At 61.9% G+C, this 19,233-nt stretch carries 19 protein-coding genes; 11 read left to right on the top strand and 8 right to left on the bottom strand.

Annotation, left to right across the window (positions count from 1 at the left end; translation table 11 throughout):
- Window positions 1–99 precede the first annotated feature (99 nt).
- Entirely contained in the window at window positions 100–1,641 is a 1,542-nt protein-coding gene (gene zraS, locus G7Y52_RS03175) for a two-component system sensor histidine kinase ZraS (protein WP_241159572.1), read from the bottom strand.
- 352 nt (window positions 1,642–1,993) lie between these two features.
- On the opposite strand from zraS, the gene G7Y52_RS03180 reads away from it, so the two are divergent.
- The 11 genes from G7Y52_RS03180 (at window position 1,994) to G7Y52_RS03230 (ending at window position 14,239) form a co-directional block, all read left to right on the top strand.
- The gene (locus G7Y52_RS03180; protein ID WP_241159573.1) at window positions 1,994–2,434 is read left to right on the top strand and encodes a zinc resistance protein; all 441 of its coding nucleotides are present in this window, start codon (window positions 1,994–1,996) and stop codon (window positions 2,432–2,434) included.
- A gap of 661 nt (window positions 2,435–3,095) precedes the next feature.
- Window positions 3,096–3,635, top strand: coding sequence for a periplasmic heavy metal sensor (locus tag G7Y52_RS03185; protein ID WP_165065944.1), 540 nt, complete (start codon window positions 3,096–3,098; stop codon window positions 3,633–3,635).
- A 696-nt stretch (window positions 3,636–4,331) separates the two neighbouring features.
- A complete protein-coding gene (locus G7Y52_RS03190) occupies window positions 4,332–5,264 on the top strand; it encodes a shikimate dehydrogenase (protein WP_165065947.1) in 933 nt (310 codons plus the stop codon).
- A 67-nt stretch (window positions 5,265–5,331) separates the two neighbouring features.
- Window positions 5,332–5,808 carry a type II 3-dehydroquinate dehydratase gene (gene aroQ, locus G7Y52_RS03195; protein WP_165065950.1) on the top strand — a complete coding sequence of 159 codons (477 nt, stop codon included), beginning with the start codon at window positions 5,332–5,334 and terminating at the stop codon, window positions 5,806–5,808.
- Between the two features lie 259 nt (window positions 5,809–6,067).
- Window positions 6,068–6,652 (top strand): 4Fe-4S dicluster domain-containing protein, encoded by a 585-nt coding sequence (locus tag G7Y52_RS03200; protein ID WP_165065953.1) that lies wholly within the window; start codon window positions 6,068–6,070, stop codon window positions 6,650–6,652.
- A complete protein-coding gene (locus G7Y52_RS03205; protein WP_165065956.1) occupies window positions 6,649–7,626 on the top strand; it encodes a CoB--CoM heterodisulfide reductase iron-sulfur subunit B family protein in 978 nt (325 codons plus the stop codon). The genes G7Y52_RS03200 and G7Y52_RS03205 overlap by 4 nt, the downstream gene beginning before the upstream one ends.
- On the top strand, window positions 7,623–9,584 hold the full coding sequence (locus tag G7Y52_RS03210; protein ID WP_165065959.1) for a CoB--CoM heterodisulfide reductase iron-sulfur subunit A family protein: 1,962 nt from the start codon (window positions 7,623–7,625) through the stop codon (window positions 9,582–9,584). Before G7Y52_RS03205 ends, G7Y52_RS03210 begins: the two co-directional genes overlap by 4 nt.
- The gene (locus G7Y52_RS03215; RefSeq protein WP_165065962.1) at window positions 9,572–11,020 is read left to right on the top strand and encodes a hydrogenase iron-sulfur subunit; all 1,449 of its coding nucleotides are present in this window, start codon (window positions 9,572–9,574) and stop codon (window positions 11,018–11,020) included. Before G7Y52_RS03210 ends, G7Y52_RS03215 begins: the two co-directional genes overlap by 13 nt.
- On the top strand, window positions 11,017–12,090 hold the full coding sequence (locus G7Y52_RS03220) for a 4Fe-4S dicluster domain-containing protein (protein WP_165065965.1): 1,074 nt from the start codon (window positions 11,017–11,019) through the stop codon (window positions 12,088–12,090). The genes G7Y52_RS03215 and G7Y52_RS03220 overlap by 4 nt, the downstream gene beginning before the upstream one ends.
- Before the next feature lie 356 nt (window positions 12,091–12,446).
- Complete coding sequence (locus G7Y52_RS03225; protein ID WP_165066077.1) at window positions 12,447–13,307, top strand: FAD/NAD(P)-binding protein; 861 nt, start codon at window positions 12,447–12,449, stop codon at window positions 13,305–13,307.
- A 395-nt stretch (window positions 13,308–13,702) separates the two neighbouring features.
- The gene (locus G7Y52_RS03230) at window positions 13,703–14,239 is read left to right on the top strand and encodes an HdeA/HdeB family chaperone (RefSeq protein WP_165065968.1); all 537 of its coding nucleotides are present in this window, start codon (window positions 13,703–13,705) and stop codon (window positions 14,237–14,239) included.
- A gap of 161 nt (window positions 14,240–14,400) precedes the next feature.
- On the opposite strand, the gene G7Y52_RS03235 is transcribed toward G7Y52_RS03230, so the two are convergent.
- The 7 genes from G7Y52_RS03235 to G7Y52_RS03265 all read right to left on the bottom strand — a co-directional run bounded on the left by G7Y52_RS03235 (window position 14,401) and on the right by G7Y52_RS03265 (window position 19,232).
- Entirely contained in the window at window positions 14,401–14,979 is a 579-nt protein-coding gene (locus G7Y52_RS03235) for a nitroreductase family protein (protein ID WP_165065971.1), read from the bottom strand.
- 73 nt (window positions 14,980–15,052) lie between these two features.
- Complete coding sequence (locus tag G7Y52_RS03240; protein WP_241159574.1) at window positions 15,053–15,868, bottom strand: adenosylcobinamide-GDP ribazoletransferase; 816 nt, start codon at window positions 15,866–15,868, stop codon at window positions 15,053–15,055.
- A gap of 298 nt (window positions 15,869–16,166) precedes the next feature.
- The gene (locus G7Y52_RS03245; RefSeq protein ID WP_165065974.1) at window positions 16,167–16,808 is read right to left on the bottom strand and encodes a redox-sensing transcriptional repressor Rex; all 642 of its coding nucleotides are present in this window, start codon (window positions 16,806–16,808) and stop codon (window positions 16,167–16,169) included.
- Window positions 16,809–17,130: 322 nt separating this feature from the next.
- Entirely contained in the window at window positions 17,131–17,454 is a 324-nt protein-coding gene (gene atpE, locus G7Y52_RS03250; RefSeq protein ID WP_165065977.1) for an ATP synthase F0 subunit C, read from the bottom strand.
- 121 nt (window positions 17,455–17,575) lie between these two features.
- Window positions 17,576–18,280, bottom strand: a complete 705-nt coding sequence (gene atpB / locus G7Y52_RS03255) for a F0F1 ATP synthase subunit A (RefSeq protein ID WP_165065980.1) — start codon at window positions 18,278–18,280, stop codon at window positions 17,576–17,578.
- Between the two features lie 189 nt (window positions 18,281–18,469).
- A complete protein-coding gene (locus G7Y52_RS03260) occupies window positions 18,470–18,919 on the bottom strand; it encodes a hypothetical protein (RefSeq protein WP_165065983.1) in 450 nt (149 codons plus the stop codon).
- A complete protein-coding gene (locus G7Y52_RS03265) occupies window positions 18,885–19,232 on the bottom strand; it encodes an AtpZ/AtpI family protein (protein WP_165065986.1) in 348 nt (115 codons plus the stop codon). Before G7Y52_RS03265 ends, G7Y52_RS03260 begins: the two co-directional genes overlap by 35 nt.
- Between the last annotated feature and the right edge of the window lies 1 nt (window position 19,233).

Here is a 19,233-nt window from a genome sequence, read left to right on the forward strand (position 1 = left end):
CTTCGCGGCGGGCAGCAAAACGCCGCGCGGCCGCGCTTCCCGACGTGTCCGCCTTGAGCGCGCAGGCGGTATCCGGCAGGCCCGAAACGTGCAGCGCCGTTATTTTGCTCTGTCGCGGCGGCGTTGCGGCAATGCAGCCGCAGCGGCCGGAGCCTGCGGCAGCCAGAGCCGGAAGATCGTCTCCCCCTGCCCGCCTGGCGGCGCGGTGCGCGAATAAACATGCATCTCCCCGTTATGGGCCGTCACGATTTTATGCACCATGGCCAGCCCCAAGCCGGTGCCCTGGCCCTTGGTGGTAAAATAGGGATCAAAGATATGCGGCAACTGGCTGGCTTCGATGCCCTTGCCGCTGTCCCGCACCATAAGGCAAACCCGCTTGCGGGATCTGGCAATGGCCAGGGTCAGCCGCCCGCCCCCGGGCATGGCGTCCAGGGCGTTCAGGCACAGATTGAGCAGGGCCTGGCCCAGGCGTTCGGAATCAACCAGGGCATCGGGCACCCGCCGGGCCGTTCTGCACTCCAGGCGTATATTGCGTTTCTCCGCATCCTGGCGGATCAGGCGCATGACATGCGCCACCACATTCTCAAGACAGGCGGGCCGCGGGGAAACGTCGCTCGGCCGCGACAGGCCGATGAGATCCGTTACCACCCGGTTCAGGCGATCCACCTCGCGCACCATGACCGTCGCGGCCTCGCGATCTTCGCTGCCCTCCGGAAAACGCTGGCCGAAATACGTTGCATAGCCCTTGATGGAGCTTAAGGGATTGCGGATCTCATGCGCCACGCCCGCGGCCAGATTGCCCACGGCCGCCAGTTTTTCCTTGCGGCGCACTTCTTCCTCCAGGCGTCGCACCTTGCCCTCGGCCATGTGCTGCCGCTGGCGCGACTCGCGGGCGTGCTGCGCATAATAAAGAGCCAGCAGGCAGGCCAGGCCCACCAGCAGGGTCACCGCAGCCAGAATGGCCACATAGTCGCGGTTCTGGCTGCGGGTGATTTCAAAGGGCGAGACATCCAGACCCAGAAAAATGATCGGCAGGGGAAAAAGCCGGGGCATGTCGCGCAGGCCGGGAGTAAAGTAACGGTAGACCACAAAGGCCCGTTGCCCCTCCATATTCATGATTCCCCAATGTGCGGGCATGCCCGGCTCAAGCTCATACATGCGCGCCTCGTCCACCTCCCGCCCCTCCAGATCCAGGATTTCCCCCAGCCGGACGCGTTTGCTGTGGGCCACGATGGTGCCGTCGGGCATGGTCACGGCCACGAAAAGGATATCCGGGCTGGAGGCCATTTCTTCCAGCAGAACCTGCAGGCGCACTCCTGCCTCGCTGCGCATGCCCGAACGCAAAATGCTTTCAAAAGCCATGATCAGCGAAGAGCCCTTTTCCGCCAGCAGGCGGGCCATGGCCGCCTCGCTGCGCTCAATGGAGATGAAGGCCAGCAGGCTGATCATCAGGGCCAGCACCACGGCGGCGGCGCCCAACAAGCCCCCCAGGGGAGTGCGCACGACGCCCACGCGCATGTCCAGCGCCGTGGGCGGAATATCCGCGACCCTGCCGTCCGCGGTATTTCCTGCGATCGGAGAAGATGCCTGGGGCGCAGCCTGCGCGTCAGCTTGTTCGGAACTCATGCCGTGAGTATACAAGGCGCCGCAAAAAAACCAAAACCGTTTTTTCCAGGCCGCGCGCTGAAAAAACGTCGCCGGATTTCGCCAGAGCGGTTGGCAGGCGCGTTGCCCGGGAAAGCAAGGCGTCGATCAGGCCAGCGCATCTCCTGCCGGACCGTGCCCATGCATTTTTAGCACGTTTTTTGCAAGAAAATCTCTAGACTTTCACGATCCTGGTTGCGCTTTTCTTGAGCTTGCCTCTTGCAAAGCGTCTTGCTATGTAAAAAAAATTACAATCACAGCCGCGAAAATCATAGCCCGCGAGCCGCTTCAAGTACTCGCGATACCAAAGGTTTGCCTTATGCTAAAAGGGTACTTATCGCTATGCCTTTTGCTGACATTCTGTCTGGCGCAGCCTGTGGCGGCGGGTCACGCCGGTCCCGATCCCGTGGGACACGACGGCCATATGAAGCACCGCTACAGGCCCGATATCCGTGATCTGGACGAGTGGATGCAGAGCCTCTCGCCTGTGCAGCAAGCCAGGGCCAAATCCATATTGGCGGAGGCCCGCCCCCGCATCAAGGAACTGCGCAAACGCATTCAGAATAAAATGGTCGAGTTGGAAAGCCTCAATTATGATCGGGCAACCTCCCCGGAAACCTTGCCCCGCCTGGGCAGGGAGCTGCAACTGCTGCGCGACGAGCTTCGCGCGGAGCTCCTGTACATGGATGACCGCATGCTCCGGGAAGTGGGCGTCTCCCTCGGGCCGCCCGTCACGCGGGGCTGCCGGATGGGGCACACCCGCCTGCCGAACCTGGAAGAAGAGGAATAGAGCTTTTTCACTTTGAAAATGCTCTGCTGACGCGCAAGCGGCAGCCGCCGCAACGCGGCGTACATTCAGGCGAAAACCGCGTTTTTCGCCTGAATGCCACCTTTGACTTTCATAAAAAGTCAAAGGTAATCTGCTCTAGACCGGCTCCTTTATCTGCAGTTACTCATAGCAATCCCCCGCGTCAGCGGGGTTTTTTTGCGCCCTTTGCCCGTCATGGCCCGCGGGAAGCTCTGCCGCCTGCCGGGATATGGCGCAAGGAAGAATGTTCCCCAGCCCCGCAGGTTGACAACACGGCACGTTGCGGCCAGGCTTTTTCTGCCCGATCACGAGTCGGGAAAAAGCGTGCGCGCGCCTCGCAGCGCAAGGGAAGATCCCTCACGGCAAAGGCCGTTGCAGGAGGCGCAACCGGACCTGTGCGAAATGTATCCACTTGTACAAATTTTATACAGATGTGTTTGTCTGACTGTATAAAAACCATACGCTGCCTGTTGCGGCCCACTTTATTGGCAAAAACATAAACATCATTGAATAGTAATAGGTTACACGTTAGCGCAGGTTTTGGCACGCGCCTTGCTTTACGAGAGGCAAGACGCACGGAATGCACCGGCGTCAGAGGAAGACAGAAAATACACTGACTGTTTGGACACCAAGGAGAGTACGCATGAAAAGCCCTCGTTTCATTCTGACCGCGTTGCTGGCCGCCGCTCTTGCCGGAGGCGTACTGACAGCCACGGACAGCATGGCCCGGCCCCACTTTACTGATTCCGGCTACGGCTGCTACGGCTGCCCCGGCGGATACGGCCCCGGCTATGGATGGAACGGCAACTCCGGCCTGACGTCCGAACAGCAGGAAAAATATACGAAGATTGTGCAAGACTACGCCAGGCGCATGGAGCCCATTCAAGATCAGATTTTTGTGAAGCGGCAGGAACTTCGCGCCCTGCGGAACGCCACCAACCCTGATGTGAAGACTGTGCGCGAAACCGCCACCGAGTTGACGAAACTCAACAAGCAATTGGGCGACCTGCACGATGAAATGGCCCAGCGAATCGAAAAAGAAGTGGGCAGGCCCGCCGGAGCCAACTCCGGTAACTACGGCCCCGGGTACCACCACGGCATGGGGTACGGATGCGGAATGGGCTATGGACACCGCATGGGCTATGGCATGGGTTACGGCCAAGGAATGATGGATAATAACTAATCAACCGTTACCCGGCCTATCAACTTAGCAATCCGCCGACGGGCGGTCGACATATACGGACAAAAAAAATTTCCGTGCCGCTCTCAGCCCCCCATCGGGAGCGGCACGGTCCCCCCCCTGAAAACCTCCTCCTTTGAACAGAACCCTCTAACCATCGGAACATCCTCCCTCTCAACGACCGCCGGTTGCCCCCGGCGGTCGTTTCCTTATTAGAGCATTTTGCTTTTGAAATTATTCAATTTCAAAAGCGGCGCTGCCATCATTTCGCGTCCAGGCTTCAGCCGTTGCGACGAAGGAAGCTACGGATGAAGACAGCAACTGGTTACTGCGGCAGCCAGTCAACGCAACCGCTGTCGCTATCCGTAAGCAAGCAAAGCTTGCTAACGGCTACCGCAACGCGGTCTGGACGCTCATTCGGCGCGGGCGTCCGCTCCCGCGGCCGCCAGAGCAATTTCAAAGTGAAAATGCTCTAACTGAAAGGGGCGGCAAAGAAGATCTCAGCAAAATCAGGAAGGAAATGCCCCTCCCCTGGATGAGGCGCGCCCAGCCTTGCCTGCCCATGCGCAATACGCTATGCTGGGGGAACTACGCCACAGCAACATCCCACACGCGCAGGCGCGGCCCCGGCAGGCCCGTCCGGCGCAGCCTTTTTGCGCGCCGTCTCACGGCGCGTTGCTCAACCCTGCCGGGGAGCGTATGTCCCAGTCGTTATCCGCCCCATTCCTGCCCGCAGCTCTGTACGGCGTGATCGGCTGGCCCCTGGGCCAGAGTCTTTCGCCGCTGCTGCACAACACCGGCTTTCAGGCCCTGGGCATCCCGGCCGTTTATCTGCGCTGGGAAATCGCGCCCCAACGCCTGGCCGCGTTCATCGACAGCATGCGGCTGCTGGATATTCAGGGCTGCTCTGTGACCATTCCGCACAAAATGGCCCTCATGCCTCTGCTGGATGAGGTCAGCGAGCAGGCGCGCCTGGCCGGAGCCGCCAATACCGTCTATTGGCGGGACGGGCGTTTGTGCGGGGAAAATACGGATGTGGCCGGTTTTCTGGCTCCGTTGGCAGGCCTGCCGCTGGCAGGCATGACTGTGCTGCTGTTGGGCGCGGGCGGCGCGGCCCATGCGGCCGCGGCCGGGCTGGCCGCCGCCGGAACGCGCCGGGTCTGGGTGGCCACGCCCTCGGATCGCTCTCATCTGCCCCTGGCCGAGCGTTTTTCGTTCACGCCTCTGGCCTGGAAGGATCGCCATGAGGCGCCCGCGCAGCTCATTGTCAATGCCACGCCCCTGGGCATGCGCGGCAAGCACGAGACGGAAAGCCCCTATGATTTTTCCGCCAGCGCGCCCGGCACTGTCGCGGATGCGACAGACAGGGCGGGCGGGACTTCCTGCGGTGGCGGTCGGGATGCGGCTGTGCCCTCAGCGCCGCCGCGGGGTCTGGCCTATGACATTGTTTATAACCCGCTGGAAACCCGCTTTTTGCGTCAGGCCCGCCGGGCCGGCTGGCAGTGCGTCTCCGGCCTGGAAATGTTTTTCGGCCAGGCTGACGCCCAGTTCCGGCTCTGGACCGGCCAGCGCCTGCCCCTGGCGGCACGGCAGGCCCTGGAAGCGGCTCTGGGCAAAGAGGCGGCATGCTGACGCGCGCGGCGCATTTACCGGCATACAGTGCGCGGATTCCTCCCAACTTCTTACCCGTGAGCAGTCCATGCCCCATATTCTGATCCTGCACGGCGTCAACCTGAACATGTTCGGCAGACGCGATCCCGTGCACTACGGCACTGCCGATCTCAAGGAAATCAACGCGCGCCTTGAGGCCCTGGCCGCAGAGCTGGGCGCAAGGCTGAGCTTTTTTCAGACCAACCATGAAGGCGCAATGGTGGAGCGCATTCACCGGGCTTTGGATGAGGACATCCGGGGCGTGGTGATCAATGCCGGAGCCTGGACCCACTACAGCTACGCCATTGCCGACGCTCTGGCCATGCTCCGGGACAAAAAGCCTCCCACGCCGGTGGTGGAAGTGCATATGTCCAATGTGCACGCCCGCGAGGCCTTCCGGCAGGCGTCCGTGCTTTCCGCGGTCTGCGCGGGCAGCATTGCGGGCTTTGGGGTGCAAAGTTATCTTTTGGGCCTGCGCGCGGCGTGCGATCTGGCGCTAACCATGCAGAAAGCCGGGAGCGTGTGACCATAGAGCGGTTTGCTGTTGAAAACGGCAACCGCTCTGGCGGCCGCGGGAGCGGACGCCCGCGCCGAATGAGCCTGAAAACCACGTTTTTCAGGCGAAATGATGGCAGCGCCGCTTTTGAAATTGAATAATTTCAAAAGCAAAATGCTCTAGTTGACTTTCTCCGGCCGGTAGCTAGATTTTTACTGTATCTTCCTGTAGACAAAAAAATCTTGGCTTTCATCCGTCCACATCTTCAGCCTCTAACCAGAGAGTTGCCATGAACGACGCCATCAACCTGAGCCGGATGCGCGACGCCGCCTTTACGGCGGAAGTGGAGGCGCAAAGCGGCCAAAACGTGTCCACCTGCTACCAGTGCGGCAATTGCACGGCAGGCTGTCCCGCCGGTTTCGCCTATGACCGGCAGGTCAATCAGATCATGCGCGGCGTGCAGCTCGGTCTGAAAGACGAGGTGCTCAACTCGCGCGCCATCTGGATGTGCCTGTCCTGCTCCACCTGTTCCCTGCGCTGCCCCAACAATATCGACGTGGCGGCCGTCATGGAGACGCTGCGGCACATGGCCCGCAAGGAAGGCCGGGTTGCCGTGCCCAAGGTGGAAAAGTTCTGGTTTTCTTTTCTGGATACGGTGCGCGCTTTCGGCAGGACCTATGAGATCGGGACCATGGCCCTGTACATGATGCGTTCCATGCGCCTGTTCACGGATCTGGATCTTGCGCCCGAGGCCCTGAAAAAGAAAAAGCTGGGCTTCAAGCCCCACGCCATCCCTGACGGCGGCGCCGCGGCCGTGGCCCGCATTTTCAAACGCTACAAGGAACGCGCCAGGCATGAGGGGGTGCGGCCATGAAGTTCGCCTATTATCCCGGCTGTTCGGCCAAGGGCTCCTCGGCGGATTACGAAAAATCCACCCAGGCCGTGTGCGCTGCCCTGGGTATGCGCCTGGAGGAAATCCCGGGCTGGAACTGCTGCGGCTCCACCCCGGCCCATGCCGTGGACACCGAGCTTTCCGCGGCGCTCTGCGCCCGCAATCTGGACATTGCGGCGCGGCAGGAGGCGGAAATTTTGCTCACGCCCTGCCCGAGCTGCCTTTCCAATCTGCGCCACGCTTCCAAACGCATGGAAGACGCCGCATTCCGCGCGCGCGTGGATGCGCTGCTGGACAATCCCGCGGCCGCGCATTTTCCGCCGGTCACCTCGGTGATGCAGGGCATTGCCGCAAACTGCGACGCGGCCGCCATTGCCGCGCGCGTGCGCAAAAGCCTCAAGGGCCTCCGGCTGGCCGCGTATTACGGCTGCCTGATGAGCCGCCCGCCGGAAATCATGGATTTCGGCGATCCTGAAAATCCCACGCTCATGGAAAGCCTGCTGACCGCCTGCGGCGCGGAAATGGTCGATTTTCCGCTCAAGACCGCCTGTTGCGGGGCCTCCTACGGCATTCCCGAGCGGCCCATGACCGCGCGCAATTCCGGTCGCATCCTGGAGCTGGCCACGCGCCTGGGCGTGGACGCCGTGGTGGTGGCCTGCCCGCTCTGCCAGATGAATCTGGATTTGCGGCAGACCCAGGCCTCCAGGGCGGTGGATGCTTTTTTCCGCATGCCCGTGCTCTACTTCACGCAGATGATGGGCCTGGCCTTCGGCTTTGCGCCCGAGCACCTCGGTCTGGAAAAACTCCGCGTGAGCGCCGACGGCCTGATCAACAAGCTGGACGGCCTGCGGCAGGCCGAGGCGCGCGAGGCCGCGGCGCGGGAAGCGAAAACGGCCGCAGCCAAAGCGGCTGAACAGCCGGATCGGGCCGCAGCCGCTGAAGGAGGCAGATCATGAGAATAGGCGTTTTTATCTGCCATTGCGGCAGCAATATCGGCGGCACGGTGGACTGCGCCAAAGTGGCTGAAATGGCCCGCGGCCTGCCGGACGTGGTCTATGCCGACGATCCCATGTACACCTGCGCCGAGCCGGGCCAGGCCGCCATTGAGGCCGCCATCCACGAGCACAGGCTGGACGGCGTGGTCGTGGCCTCCTGCACCCCGCGCATGCACGAGCCCACCTTCCGCCGCACCGTGGAGCGGGCGGGCCTGAACCGCTATATGTTTGAAATGGCCAATATCCGCGAGCATGTCTCCTGGATCGGCAAGGACAAGGAAGCCAATACCAACAAGGCCGCCGAACTGGTGGAAATGGCCGTGGCCAAGCTGCGCAACAACAAGCCGCTGCAGGCCAAATCCTTTGACGTGACCAGAAAGGTGCTGATCATCGGCGGCGGCGTGGCCGGCATTCAGGCCGCCCTGGACTGCGCCGACGGCGGCGTGCCCGTGATTCTGGTGGAGCGCGAGGCCACCATTGGCGGCAAAATGGCCAAGCTGGACAAGACCTTTCCCACGGTGGACTGCTCGGCCTGCATTTTGGGGCCCAAGATGGTGGACGTGGCCCAGCACCCCAACATCACGCTCTACGCCTATTCGGAAGTGGAGGATATTTCCGGCTATGTGGGCAATTTCACGGTCAAGATCCGCAAAAAGGCCACCTATGTGGACTGGAGCAAGTGCACGGGCTGCGGGGCCTGCACCGAAAAATGCCCGAGCAAAAAAACCCCCGACGCCTTCAACGAATTCACGGGCCTGACCACGGCCATCACCATCGCCTTCCCTCAGGCCATTCCCAAGAAGGCGGTGATCAACGCCGCGCACTGCCGCCAGTTGGTCAAGGGCAAGTGCGGGGTCTGCGCCAAGGTCTGCCCTACCGGGGCCATCCGATACGACATGCAGGACGAGGTCGTCACCGAGGAAGTGGGTTCCATTGTGGCGGCCACGGGCTATGATCTCATGGACTGGACCATTTACCAGGAGTACGGCGGCGGTCGCTACCCGGACGTGATCACCTCCCTGCAGTACGAGCGCCTGCTTTCCGCCTCGGGCCCCACGGGCGGGCACATCCTGCGGCCCTCGGACGGTCGCGAGCCGCAGAAGGTGGTCTTCATCCAGTGCGTGGGCTCGCGTGACAAATCCATCGGCCGCCCCTACTGCTCGGGCTTCTGCTGCATGTACACGGCCAAGCAGGCCGTGCTGACCAAGGATCACATTCCCAATTCCCAGTCCTATGTCTTTTACATGGACATCCGCGCGCCGGGCAAGATGTACGACGAATTCACCCGCCGGGCCATGGAGGAATACGGCACGGAATACATCCGGGGCCGCGTTTCGCAGATTTATCCCGACGGCAACGGCCAGTATGTGGTCATGGGCGTGGATACCCTGCTGGGCGAGCCAGTGGAGATCAAGGCCGACCTGGTGGTCCTGGCCGTGGGCATTGAGGCCAGCGAGGGCTCGCCGCAACTGGCCGAGAAACTGCGCATTTCGTATGACCAGTACGGCTTTTTCATGGAAAGCCATGTGAAGCTCAAACCCGTGGAGACCAATACCGCCGGGGTCTTTCTGGCGGGCGTCTGTCAGGGGGCCAAGGACATCCCGGCCTCCGTGGCCCAGGGCTCGGCCGCCGCGGCCAAAGTGCTGGCGCTTTTCGCCCGCGACAAGCTGGAGAGCGATCCGCAGATCGCCCAGGTGGACATCCGCCGCTGCGTGGACTGCGGCAAGTGCATCCGCTGCTGCCCCTTCGGAGCCATCAAGGAAGTGGAGATCCGCGGCGAGCAGAAGGCTCAGGTCATTGAGACCGTCTGCCAGGGCTGCGGGCTGTGCACGTCCACCTGTCCGCAGGGCGCCATCCAGCTTTCGCATTCCACCGACAACCAGATTCTTGCGGAGGTGAACGCGCTATGCCAGTGCTGAACGGCAAAGAACTGCGGATTGTGGGTTTTCTCTGCAACTGGTGCTCCTACGGCGGCGCGGACACCGCGGGCGTGGCCCGCGCCGGGCAGCCCACGGATCTCAGGATCATCCGCGTGCCCTGCTCGGGCCGCATCGACCCGCTCTTCATCGTCAAGGCCCTGCTCAACGGCGCGGACGGCGTGCTGGTTTCCGGCTGCCATCCGCGCGACTGCCACTACGCGGCCGGCAACTTCTATGCCCGCCGCCGTCTGGAAGTGCTCAAGCAGTTTCTGCCCGTGCTGGGCATTGACGACCAGCGCTTCGAGTACACCTGGGTGTCGGCTTCCGAAGGCCAGCGCTGGCAGCAGGTGGTCACGGTCTTCACGGATCGCATCCACAAGCTGGGCCCCGCGCCCCGCCTGGAAGATTCCGAACCCCTGCTGAAAATCGCGGACATGGCCCTGACCTCCCTGCGCCCCCTGGGCACGGGCCAGCACGTCGCCCTGGACCGGCTCAAGGAAGCCATCAAGGCCAGACTGCCGGAACTTGACTGCGTGATCGGCTGGCAGCAGGGCTATGACGGCGCGCATACCGTGCCCTTGTTCATGCGGACCCCTGAAGACGTGGACAAGCTGGTCTGGGGCCCCTTTAACGTGAACAACCCGGCCGTTTACCTGCCCTCGTTCAAGGGCAGGAAAGTGGGCATCGTGGTCAAGGGCTGCGATTCGCGCTCCGTTGTGGAACTCTTGCAGGAGAATCTGATCCGGCGCGAGGACGTGACCATTTTCGCCCTGCCCTGCGAAGGCACGCTGGATATGGCCCGGGTCAATCAGGAGCTGGGCCGCTACAGCAGGATCGACAATGTGGCTTATGACGAGGCCGGCGTGACCGTCACGGCCGACGGCAAGGAACATCGTTTCTGCATGACCGATTTCGCGCAGGGCAAATGCTACGGCTGCGCCATGCCCCTGGCCACTGTGGCTGACACGCGCATCGGCGAGCCGGTCAGGGTGGCGCCCGGCGCGGTCACCCCGCCGGAGCTGGCCCTGCTCGATTCCATGAGCCTGGAAGAGCGCATGGCCTTCTGGCGCGGCCAGATGGAGCGCTGCCTGCGCTGCTACGCCTGCCGCAACGCCTGCCCCATGTGCGTGTGCCGCGACTTCTGTGTGGCCGAAAGCCGCGATCCGCACTGGATGAGCCAGGATGACAGCACGCGCGAAAAACTCTTTTTCCAGACTGTGCATGCCCTGCATCTGGCCGGGCGCTGCACGGGCTGCGGCGAATGCCAGCGCGCCTGCCCGGTGGGCATCCCCATTCTGGCCCTGCGCCAGCAGATCGCCCGGGCCGTGGGGCAGCTCTTTGACGACTACAAGGCCGGTCTTGACCCGGCCGCCGTGCCGCCGCTGCTCGGCTACGAGCTGGAAGAAAAGAACATCCATGAGAGGGACTGGAAATGAGCATCACCCGCTTTGTCACATCCGACGGCCTGCCCGGCCTTCTGGCCTTCCTCTCGCAAAACGGCCGCCGCGTGCTCGTGCCCGTGGAAAAACCGGCCAACAAGCGCTCGGTGGTTTTCGAGGCCTGGAAGCAGGGCCAGCCCTTCACGCTGGAAAAGGCCACCGTGCCGCCCAAGGCGGCTGTGCTGCCCCAGTGCGAAACCCTGCTGACCTACAAAAAAAGCAAGGACCCGGAAAATCCGGAACGCGTGAGCATCAGCCTGGAGGACGGCATCAGGGCGCAGCCCACGGTGGTCTTTGCCTGCCGGCCCTGCGACGCGCGCGGCTTTGCCGTGCTGGATCGGCCCTATCTGGAAGGCCCCTTTGCCGATCCTTACTACAAGGCGCGCCGTGATCAGCTCACGGTGTTTACGCTGACCTGCGCCTCGGGCTGCAACACCTGTTTCTGCCACTGGGTCGGCGGCGGCCCCACCTCGCTTGAGGGCTCGGACGTGCTCATGACCGAGGTGGAAGGCGGCTATGTGCTTCAGGCTGTGACGCCCGGAGGCGAGGAACTGCTGGCCGCCACAGATCTGCCGGACGGCGCGGAGCGCTTCCCCCAGGCCGAAGAAGCGCGCAAGGCGGCCTGGGCCAGTCTGGAACCCGCGCCCAACATCAAGGACGCGCCGCAAAAACTGGCCGCCCTCTTCAGTAATGCGGAGTTCTGGCAGGAGCAGACCGATCGCTGCCTGTCCTGCGGGGCCTGCACCTACTTCTGCCCCACCTGCTATTGCTTCAGCATCACGGACGAGGGCGAGGGCCTGAGCGAAAAGGGCGGCCGCCGCCTGCGCAGTTGGGACAACTGCATGTCCTCCCTGTTCACCCGCGAGGCCAGCGGGCACAACCCGCGCGCGCTCAAGGCCTTTCGCATGCGCAACCGCGTGTCGCACAAGTTCTCCACCTATCCTGAAAACTGGGGAGCTTTCTCCTGCAGCGGTTGCGGCCGCTGCATCAGCAACTGCCCCGTCTGTCTGGACATCCGCGCCATAGTGCTTGCCGCGCTCAACGCCAGCCAGGCCACCGCCGAGTAGGAGCAAAACGCATGGCAACCAAGAAAACCTCCGGCAAAACCAAAGCCGCTTCCAAGTCCGCTTCCAAGCCTGTTTCCAAACCGGCGGCCACGGGCGCTGCGTCCCAAAAGCAGGCCGCCCGGGTTCCGGCTCCGGCCCGCGGGACACAGCCCGCGCTGCGGCCGGATGCGGAACTGGCAACGCGCGAAGTCCATTCCCCCGTGATCCGGGAGGAAGGCGAGCTGGCCCTCAAGGAAAGCGCGGTCCCGGCCACCGTGGAAACGCCGTCCGCTGCCGCCGGGCCGGCTCCCGCAGCCGCAGGCGAGGCCGCGCCCGCAGCCCAGGCCGCCACCCGTGCCCCGGTCACGGGCAAGGGCATGCGGCGGGAGATCTCTCCCCGGCCCAGGCCGCAGGGCAATCCCTACAAACCCATGCCCGCCACTGTGGCGGAAGTGATTCAGGAGACGGGCAACATCAAGACCCTGCGCGTGGTCCTGGACGATGCCGAAGCCATGCGATCCTTCAGCTACGAGCCGGGCCAGGTGGGGCAGCTCTCGGTGTTCGGCGCGGGCGAATCCACGTTTGTGATCAACTCCCCGCCCTCGCAAAAGGATTATCTGCAATTCTCGGTCATGCAGGCCGGGGAAGTGACCGCGGCCATTCATCGCCTCTCGCCCGGCGACAAGGTGGGCGTGCGCGCCCCCCTGGGCAATTACTTCCCCTATGAGAGCTGGAAGGGCAAGGATGTCTTTTTTGTGGGCGGCGGCATCGGCATGGCTCCTATCCGCACGATCATGCTGCATCTGCTGGAGCGCAAGGCCGATTACGGCAAAATCAGCCTGCTGTACGGCGCGCGCACGCCCAGGGACATGGCCTTCAGCTATGAGCTGGACGACTGGCTGCGGCGGCCCGACCTGGACTGCACATTGTGTATTGACGCGCCCTTTGAGGGCTGGGAGCACAAGGTGGGTCTGATCCCCAACGTGCTGCTGGAGCTGAACCCCGACCCGGCCAACTGCGTGGCCGTGCTCTGCGGGCCGCCGATCATGATCAAGTTTACGGTGCAGGCCCTGGAAAAACTGCACTTCGCGCCGGAAAACATCGTCACCACCCTGGAAAAGCGCATGAAATGCGGCATCGGCATCTGCGGACGCTGCAATATCGGCGGCCGTTACGTCTGTGTGGACGGGCCGGTATTTACCTGGAAGGAATTGCAGGAACTGCCGCCGGAGTTATAGAGCGTTTTGCTAATGAAATTAGCTAAACGCTCTGGCGACAGCGTTAGCTGGCGCCCGCGCCGAATGAGCGTCCAGACCGCGTTGCGGTAGCCGTTAGCAAGCTTTGCTTGCTTACGGATAGCGACAGCGGTTGCGTTGGCTGGCTGTCGCGGTAACCAGTTGCTGTCTTCATCCGTAGCTTCCTTCGTCGCAACGGCTGAAGCCTGGACGCGAAATGATGGCAGCGCCGCTTTTGAAATTGAATAATTTCAAAAGCAAAATGCTCTAGTCCCCGTTTCTTTGCATCCTTCACGGCCGCCGATCATTCCCGGCGGCCGTTTTTGTTTGCCTGTTGACAGGTGGCGCTGCATGGGCAATGGAAGAACAGTCGCAACGATCCATCCAAGGGAGAAAACATGAAAAAACTGCTTATTCTCTGCTGTCTGATGCTGGCGCTGCCCGCCGGGCTTCAGGCGGCTGACGAAAAAATCGATCCCTCTGCGTTCATCTGCGCGGAACTGGTGGCCATTGCCAGCGCCACAGGCCAGCCGCCCCTCTTCGAGGGCCTGCAAATCGACGGCTATGTCGCCGCAGCGCAGGGCAAAACCATCGCCGACCCGGCCATCATGGCGCCGCTGCTGGAGCAGGTCTATGCCGCCTGCCAGGCCAAGCCCGCGGAAAAGGTGGTCGCCGTCTGGCAGGCGGCCCGCAAAAGTCAGTCTGCATCCGCCGAGAGCCCCTGGCGCGCGGACAAGACAACCTGCAAGGACTACAGCGCCAATGAGGACGACGGCAGCGGCTTTGTGATCTGGCTGGATGGGTATAACCGCCAGAAGAGCGGCAAGCCCGGCTCGGTGCTGGAGAGCAATGAGACGCTCAAGACCTATCTGGACGCCTGCTCCAAAAAGCCCGATGCCCTGATGATCGACGTGATGCGCGAAAGCGTAAAATAGATCGCTTCGTTAAAAGCGTCTTTGCGGGTATTGCCGCATTCTCGCTGTTGCCGCAAGAGGAAGATGCGACCGCAGCGCTTGCCGTCCAACGGGCGCATCTTCATTGCCGCAGCAGGGCCTTGCAGTTGAGAGCGTTTTGCTGATGCAATTGGCAAAACGCTCTAAAAGCGCCGCAGCACCAGATCCTCAAGCGCGCGTTTGGGCACATGGTGGACGCCTTCGGCGTCGCGCCAATACGTCACTGATCCGTCTGCGGGCATGGGGGCCACGACGCGTTTTTCTTTGGCAACGCCCAGGCCCAGAACCAGGGCTATTTTCAGCCCTTGGGGCACGCCGAGCAAAGCGGGAGCGGCCTGGTGATCAAAGGACTGGATCATGCAACAGCCCCAGCCCCGGCCGGCGGCGGCCAATTGAATGGTCTGGGCGGCAATCCCCACGTCAAAGCAGGTCAGCTCCCTGCCGGTCTGCGGCATCAAAATAGCGATAAAGGCGGTGGGGCGCTCGCCGGGATGCGGACCTCCCCAGTCCTTGAGGGCTCCGGCCCAGCGGGTCAGGCTGAATAACCTTTGGCAGATGTCGCCCGGGCCCACCAGGATAAAGCGAAGCTCCTGGGCATTTTTGGCTGAGGGCGCAAGCCTCGCGCAATCCGTCAGCCAGTCGAGATCCGCCAGGCTTAAGGGCGCGTCTTCCTCAAAACGGCGGCAGGTGCGGGCCGCCTCCACATAGTGTTTGAAATCCATATTTCCTCCTTTCTGAAGATAGAGAGCGTTTTGCTTATGAAAGCAGCTAGAGCGTTTAAAAAAGCAATATGCTCTAAACGCGCTGCACCGTGGCAAGCAAAAACCACAACTGGCCCAACTCAATGGCAGCGCCCAGAAAATCGCCGGAAAGGCCGCCGTGCGCGCGCGCGAGGCGGGCCAAACGGCGCGTGAGCCAGCATTGCCCGGCCAGCAGGGCCAGACCTTGCCAGAAGCCGAGCCCGAGCGCGAGCAGAACAAGGATCGACAGCGCGGCTGCGAGCGTGTACGCGCGTGAAAGCGCGGGACTTGCCCCGGCGCAGGCCCGACCGCCTAAGGAGGAAGTTTCACGAGCGGGCGCGGACGCCGCAAGCCACACAGCGCAGGCCCGGCCCCAGGCCGGGGCCAGCGTCAGCGCCAGCCAGTGCCCGCCCGCCAGATGCCAGGCCAGAGCGACCCAGTGGCCACTGAAAACCAGCAAGAGGCTCAGCGCGCCAAAGGCTCCCAGGCGGCTGTCGCGCAGAATTTCCCAAAAACGCGCTCCCTGCGCGCCGCTGCCGCAGGCGTCGCCCAGATCCGCCACACCGTCCCAATGCAGGCCGCGCGTGCACCAGAGCTCCAGTCCCAGCCAGAGCCAGGCCGCCGCCAGGGCGCCCAGCGTGTGCGCCACGGGGCCTGTGCCCAGGGAAGAGAAAAAGGTCAGCGCCAGAGCGGCCGCCAAGGCAAAAAGGCAACCCAGAACCAGGCCCGCCGCGGCGAACCAGGGCACGCACGCGATCAGGGATGCGTCCGTAAAACTGCGGGGCGGCGCAAGGCGGCTCAAAAAAGCCAGGGCATCCAGAAAATGCGCGAGCCTGCCTGTGACGGCCCCGGCCATTCGGTTTGGCGGCAAAGGTGTTGCGTATCGTCTCATATCTGATGCCGTCCGGGGCTGGGAACAGTCTCTCGGAGTATTTTCTGCTTGAGCAAAGACAAGAAGCCTGGGCTGAAGGCGACCGCGCTCGTCCTTGTTGCGGACTCCGACGACATAAGCCTGCGTGCCGTGCTTGCAAGCAGCTATAGAGCATTTTGCTACTGAAATTAGCAAAATGCTTTACTATTTAGATGCGTCTGCTCTGGAGGCGAAAGGCGGCCCGGCCTTGCCCGGGCCGAGAGGCGGCCAGGCTGCCAAAGCGCGCCGCAGGGGAATTTCAGCGGGTTTGGGTATGGTTGAAAGCCAGGGCATAGAGATGGTGAAAAAAATCCACATACTCCACGTGAACCCGTTCAGGCACTTTAATGCGGGCAGGCGCAAAATTCAGGATCGATGTCAGCCCCGCGTCCATCAGATGTTGGGCGGCGCGTTGCGCGCGTTCCGGCGGGGTGGTGATGATCCCGATCTCAATGCCCAGTTCCGCCACCATGCCTTTGAGATCTTTCGTGCAATGCACTTCAAGGCCGTGAACAATTTCACCGATTTTGAAGGGATCGCAGTCGAAGATGCCCACAATATTGAAGCCGCGGGCGCGGAATTCCCCGTGGTTCAAAATGGCCTTGCCCAAGTTGCCCACGCCGATCAGCGCCATGCGCCATTCGCGGTCCACCCCGAGGGAAGCGGTGATGGCCGCGATCAGCGAGGTCACATGATAGCCCACGCCACGGATGCCGAATTCGCCGAAGTAGGCAAGATCTTTGCGGACTTGCGAGCCGTTGACCCCGCAGGCTTCGGCCAGAGGATTGGAGGAAATGACTTCCACTTCGTCGCGGGCAAAATTTTCAAGCACCTGCACATAGGTGGCAAGTCGCTGGATTGTGGCGCGGGGAATGTGCTTGCTTTTGGGCTGGCTGACCATGAGGATACCTTGCGCTTCGGCGGATGACCAAAAGCGAAATTATGTGAAACTAAAGTATTTACCAGTATACAGGAAAAGCGACGCTTTCGCAAGAGGGAGCCGTGGGGGAGACATTCACGCTTTCAATGAAAATGATATGGCAACAATCTGAAATTCAAAACGAATTTTTTCGAAAATCATCTCAAAGGTGAATCCCTCGAGGCGAGCAATGAGGCCAATCACGGCGGGAAAAGGCGACCTGCCGGAAGAAGCGACGCATGCGGCGGCGCGGAGATAAAAAAAGGAGGCCGAGGCCTCCTTTTTTATTATCGCAATGGAAAAACTACGCGTACGGGTTGGCGTAGAGCAGAATAAAGCTGATGACCAGGGCGTAAATGGCCAGGGATTCAATGAAGGCGAAGGCCAGGATCATGGTGCCGGTGATTTTGCCGCTCACGTCGGGGTTGCGGGCAACACCCTCGCAAGCGCCCTTGAGACCCAGGCCCATGCCGATGCCGCAGCCGAAAGCCGCAATGCCGATGCCCAAGGCCGCGGCCAGGCAGGTATAGCCCAGAGCGGCCGAATCAAGCTGGTTGGCGGCAAAAGCCATGCTGGCCAGACCCAGCAGCGCCACGGTGTTCAGGGCGACCATCAGAAATTTACGCATGAGAGCACTCCTTACACTGGTTTATTGTTGGGTCGCGTGCGACCATTCCCCACAAAGCGACAGAGCGGGCGGCATACGCCGCGCAAAAACTTGCGGCGCGGCCGGCTCCATTCTGCAGGCATTAATGCTCGGCCCCTTCCAGAGCGCCCTTGATGTAAAACATGGTCAGCATAAAGAACACAAAAGCCTGCATGGTTTTGCCCAGAAGAAAGAGCGCGTAGATGGGCAAGGTGCCCAGCAGGGGCGCCATGACGAAAAAGAGAATCATCACGATTTCCTCGCCCCGGATATTGCCGAAAAGACGCAGGGAAAGCGAAACCGGCCGCGAGAGATGCGAGACGATCTCCAGCGGAAACATGAGTGGTATCAGAAATTTGGACGGCCCGGTGAACTGGTTGATATAGTGCGCTTTCCAGCGGATCAGGCCTACGGCGTTATAATAGACCAGCACGAAAAGCGCCATGCAGACCGTGGTGTTCAGATTGGCCGTGGGCGCGTCAAAGCCGGGAATCAGGCCCATGAGGTTCATACAGAAGATGTAGATGAACATCCCTGCCAGCAACGGCACATACTTGCGCCCCACTTCGCCCATGGTCGAACAGACGAAGCGTTCAATAGTGTCAATGAGCGCCTCGAAAAAGTTCTGCAAACCTCCGGGCACCAGGGTCAGACGCCGACGCACCAGCAAAGCCACCACAAAGAGTATGGCCATGCAGACCCAGGAATAGAAGACGTGCTTGAATTCCACCACCTGTCCGCCGATGGTGACTGTGTCCATGTCCATAAATGTGGAGAGCAATACCGGATGCGGCAAACCACCTGCCATGAGCCATGCCTCCTGTCTGGATACAAGCTGAAGCGTCGTTTCGGAGCATTTTCACAGTGAAAATGCTCGGTAGGAGAATCGTTGGCGCAGTATCCCGTCGCTCCGGCGCGGCGAGCCCGCAGTGCCGGAACAGTGCCGAAAAAGCCTCTGAGCATCGGGCCGGGCCTGCGCCGCGCGGCGCCTGCCGCTTCAGGTTCGCCCGTTTCTCGTGGCGTGCGCGTTGCGCGAAACCAGGGCGAACGTCAGCAGGGCCGTGGCCGCGCTCGCGGTCAAGCCGCCCAGAATGGCGGAAGCCGGAGCCTTGCAGACAATCAGGGCCACATAGAGCAGCGCGGCCACAAACAGCAGCCTGCCGCCCCAGTGAAACAAGACCACGCGCAAAAACGCGGCGCTGTACTCGCCCAGACCCGCGCGCAGAAAAAAGCGCGCCAAGCCCCAGAACGTCAGGGTCATAATGCCCAGGCCCACGCCGAACCAGAAAAACCAGGGCGTCAGCGTGAAGGCAAGGCCCCCGCCCAGCAGAAAAAAACCTGTCAGCAAGATCTCGTTGCGCACCAGAGGCCGGATAACCGGGTGGCCGATGCCCCGCCGCCAAAGCCAGGCATCAAGGCCGTGCATCATGCTCTTCAGGGCGCGCATCGCTGCTCGTCTCGCTGGTCTGCTGTGCGACCGGGTCGGCCGCTGCCGCAAGGCCTTTGCGGCGGGCGTCCTCGGCAGCCATTTTTTTTAAAAGATGCCGGGTATCCCGGTAGACATTCAAAAAGCCCGCGGCAATCCCGATCATCAGAAAAATCAACTTGCCCCAGGGGCCCGTGCCCAGCCAGTAATCCAGGCCGTACCCGAGGGCAAAGCCGACCAGCGGGCCGCTGACCAGATGCAGGCCGATGACGCCCGTGGTGGCCAGGGCTTCCATGCCGCTTTGCTGTTGCCTGAGGATATCTTTAAAAGACATT

Source organism: Desulfovibrio sp. ZJ200, from assembly GCF_011039095.1.
Classification (GTDB): Bacteria; Desulfobacterota; Desulfovibrionia; order Desulfovibrionales; family Desulfovibrionaceae; genus Desulfovibrio.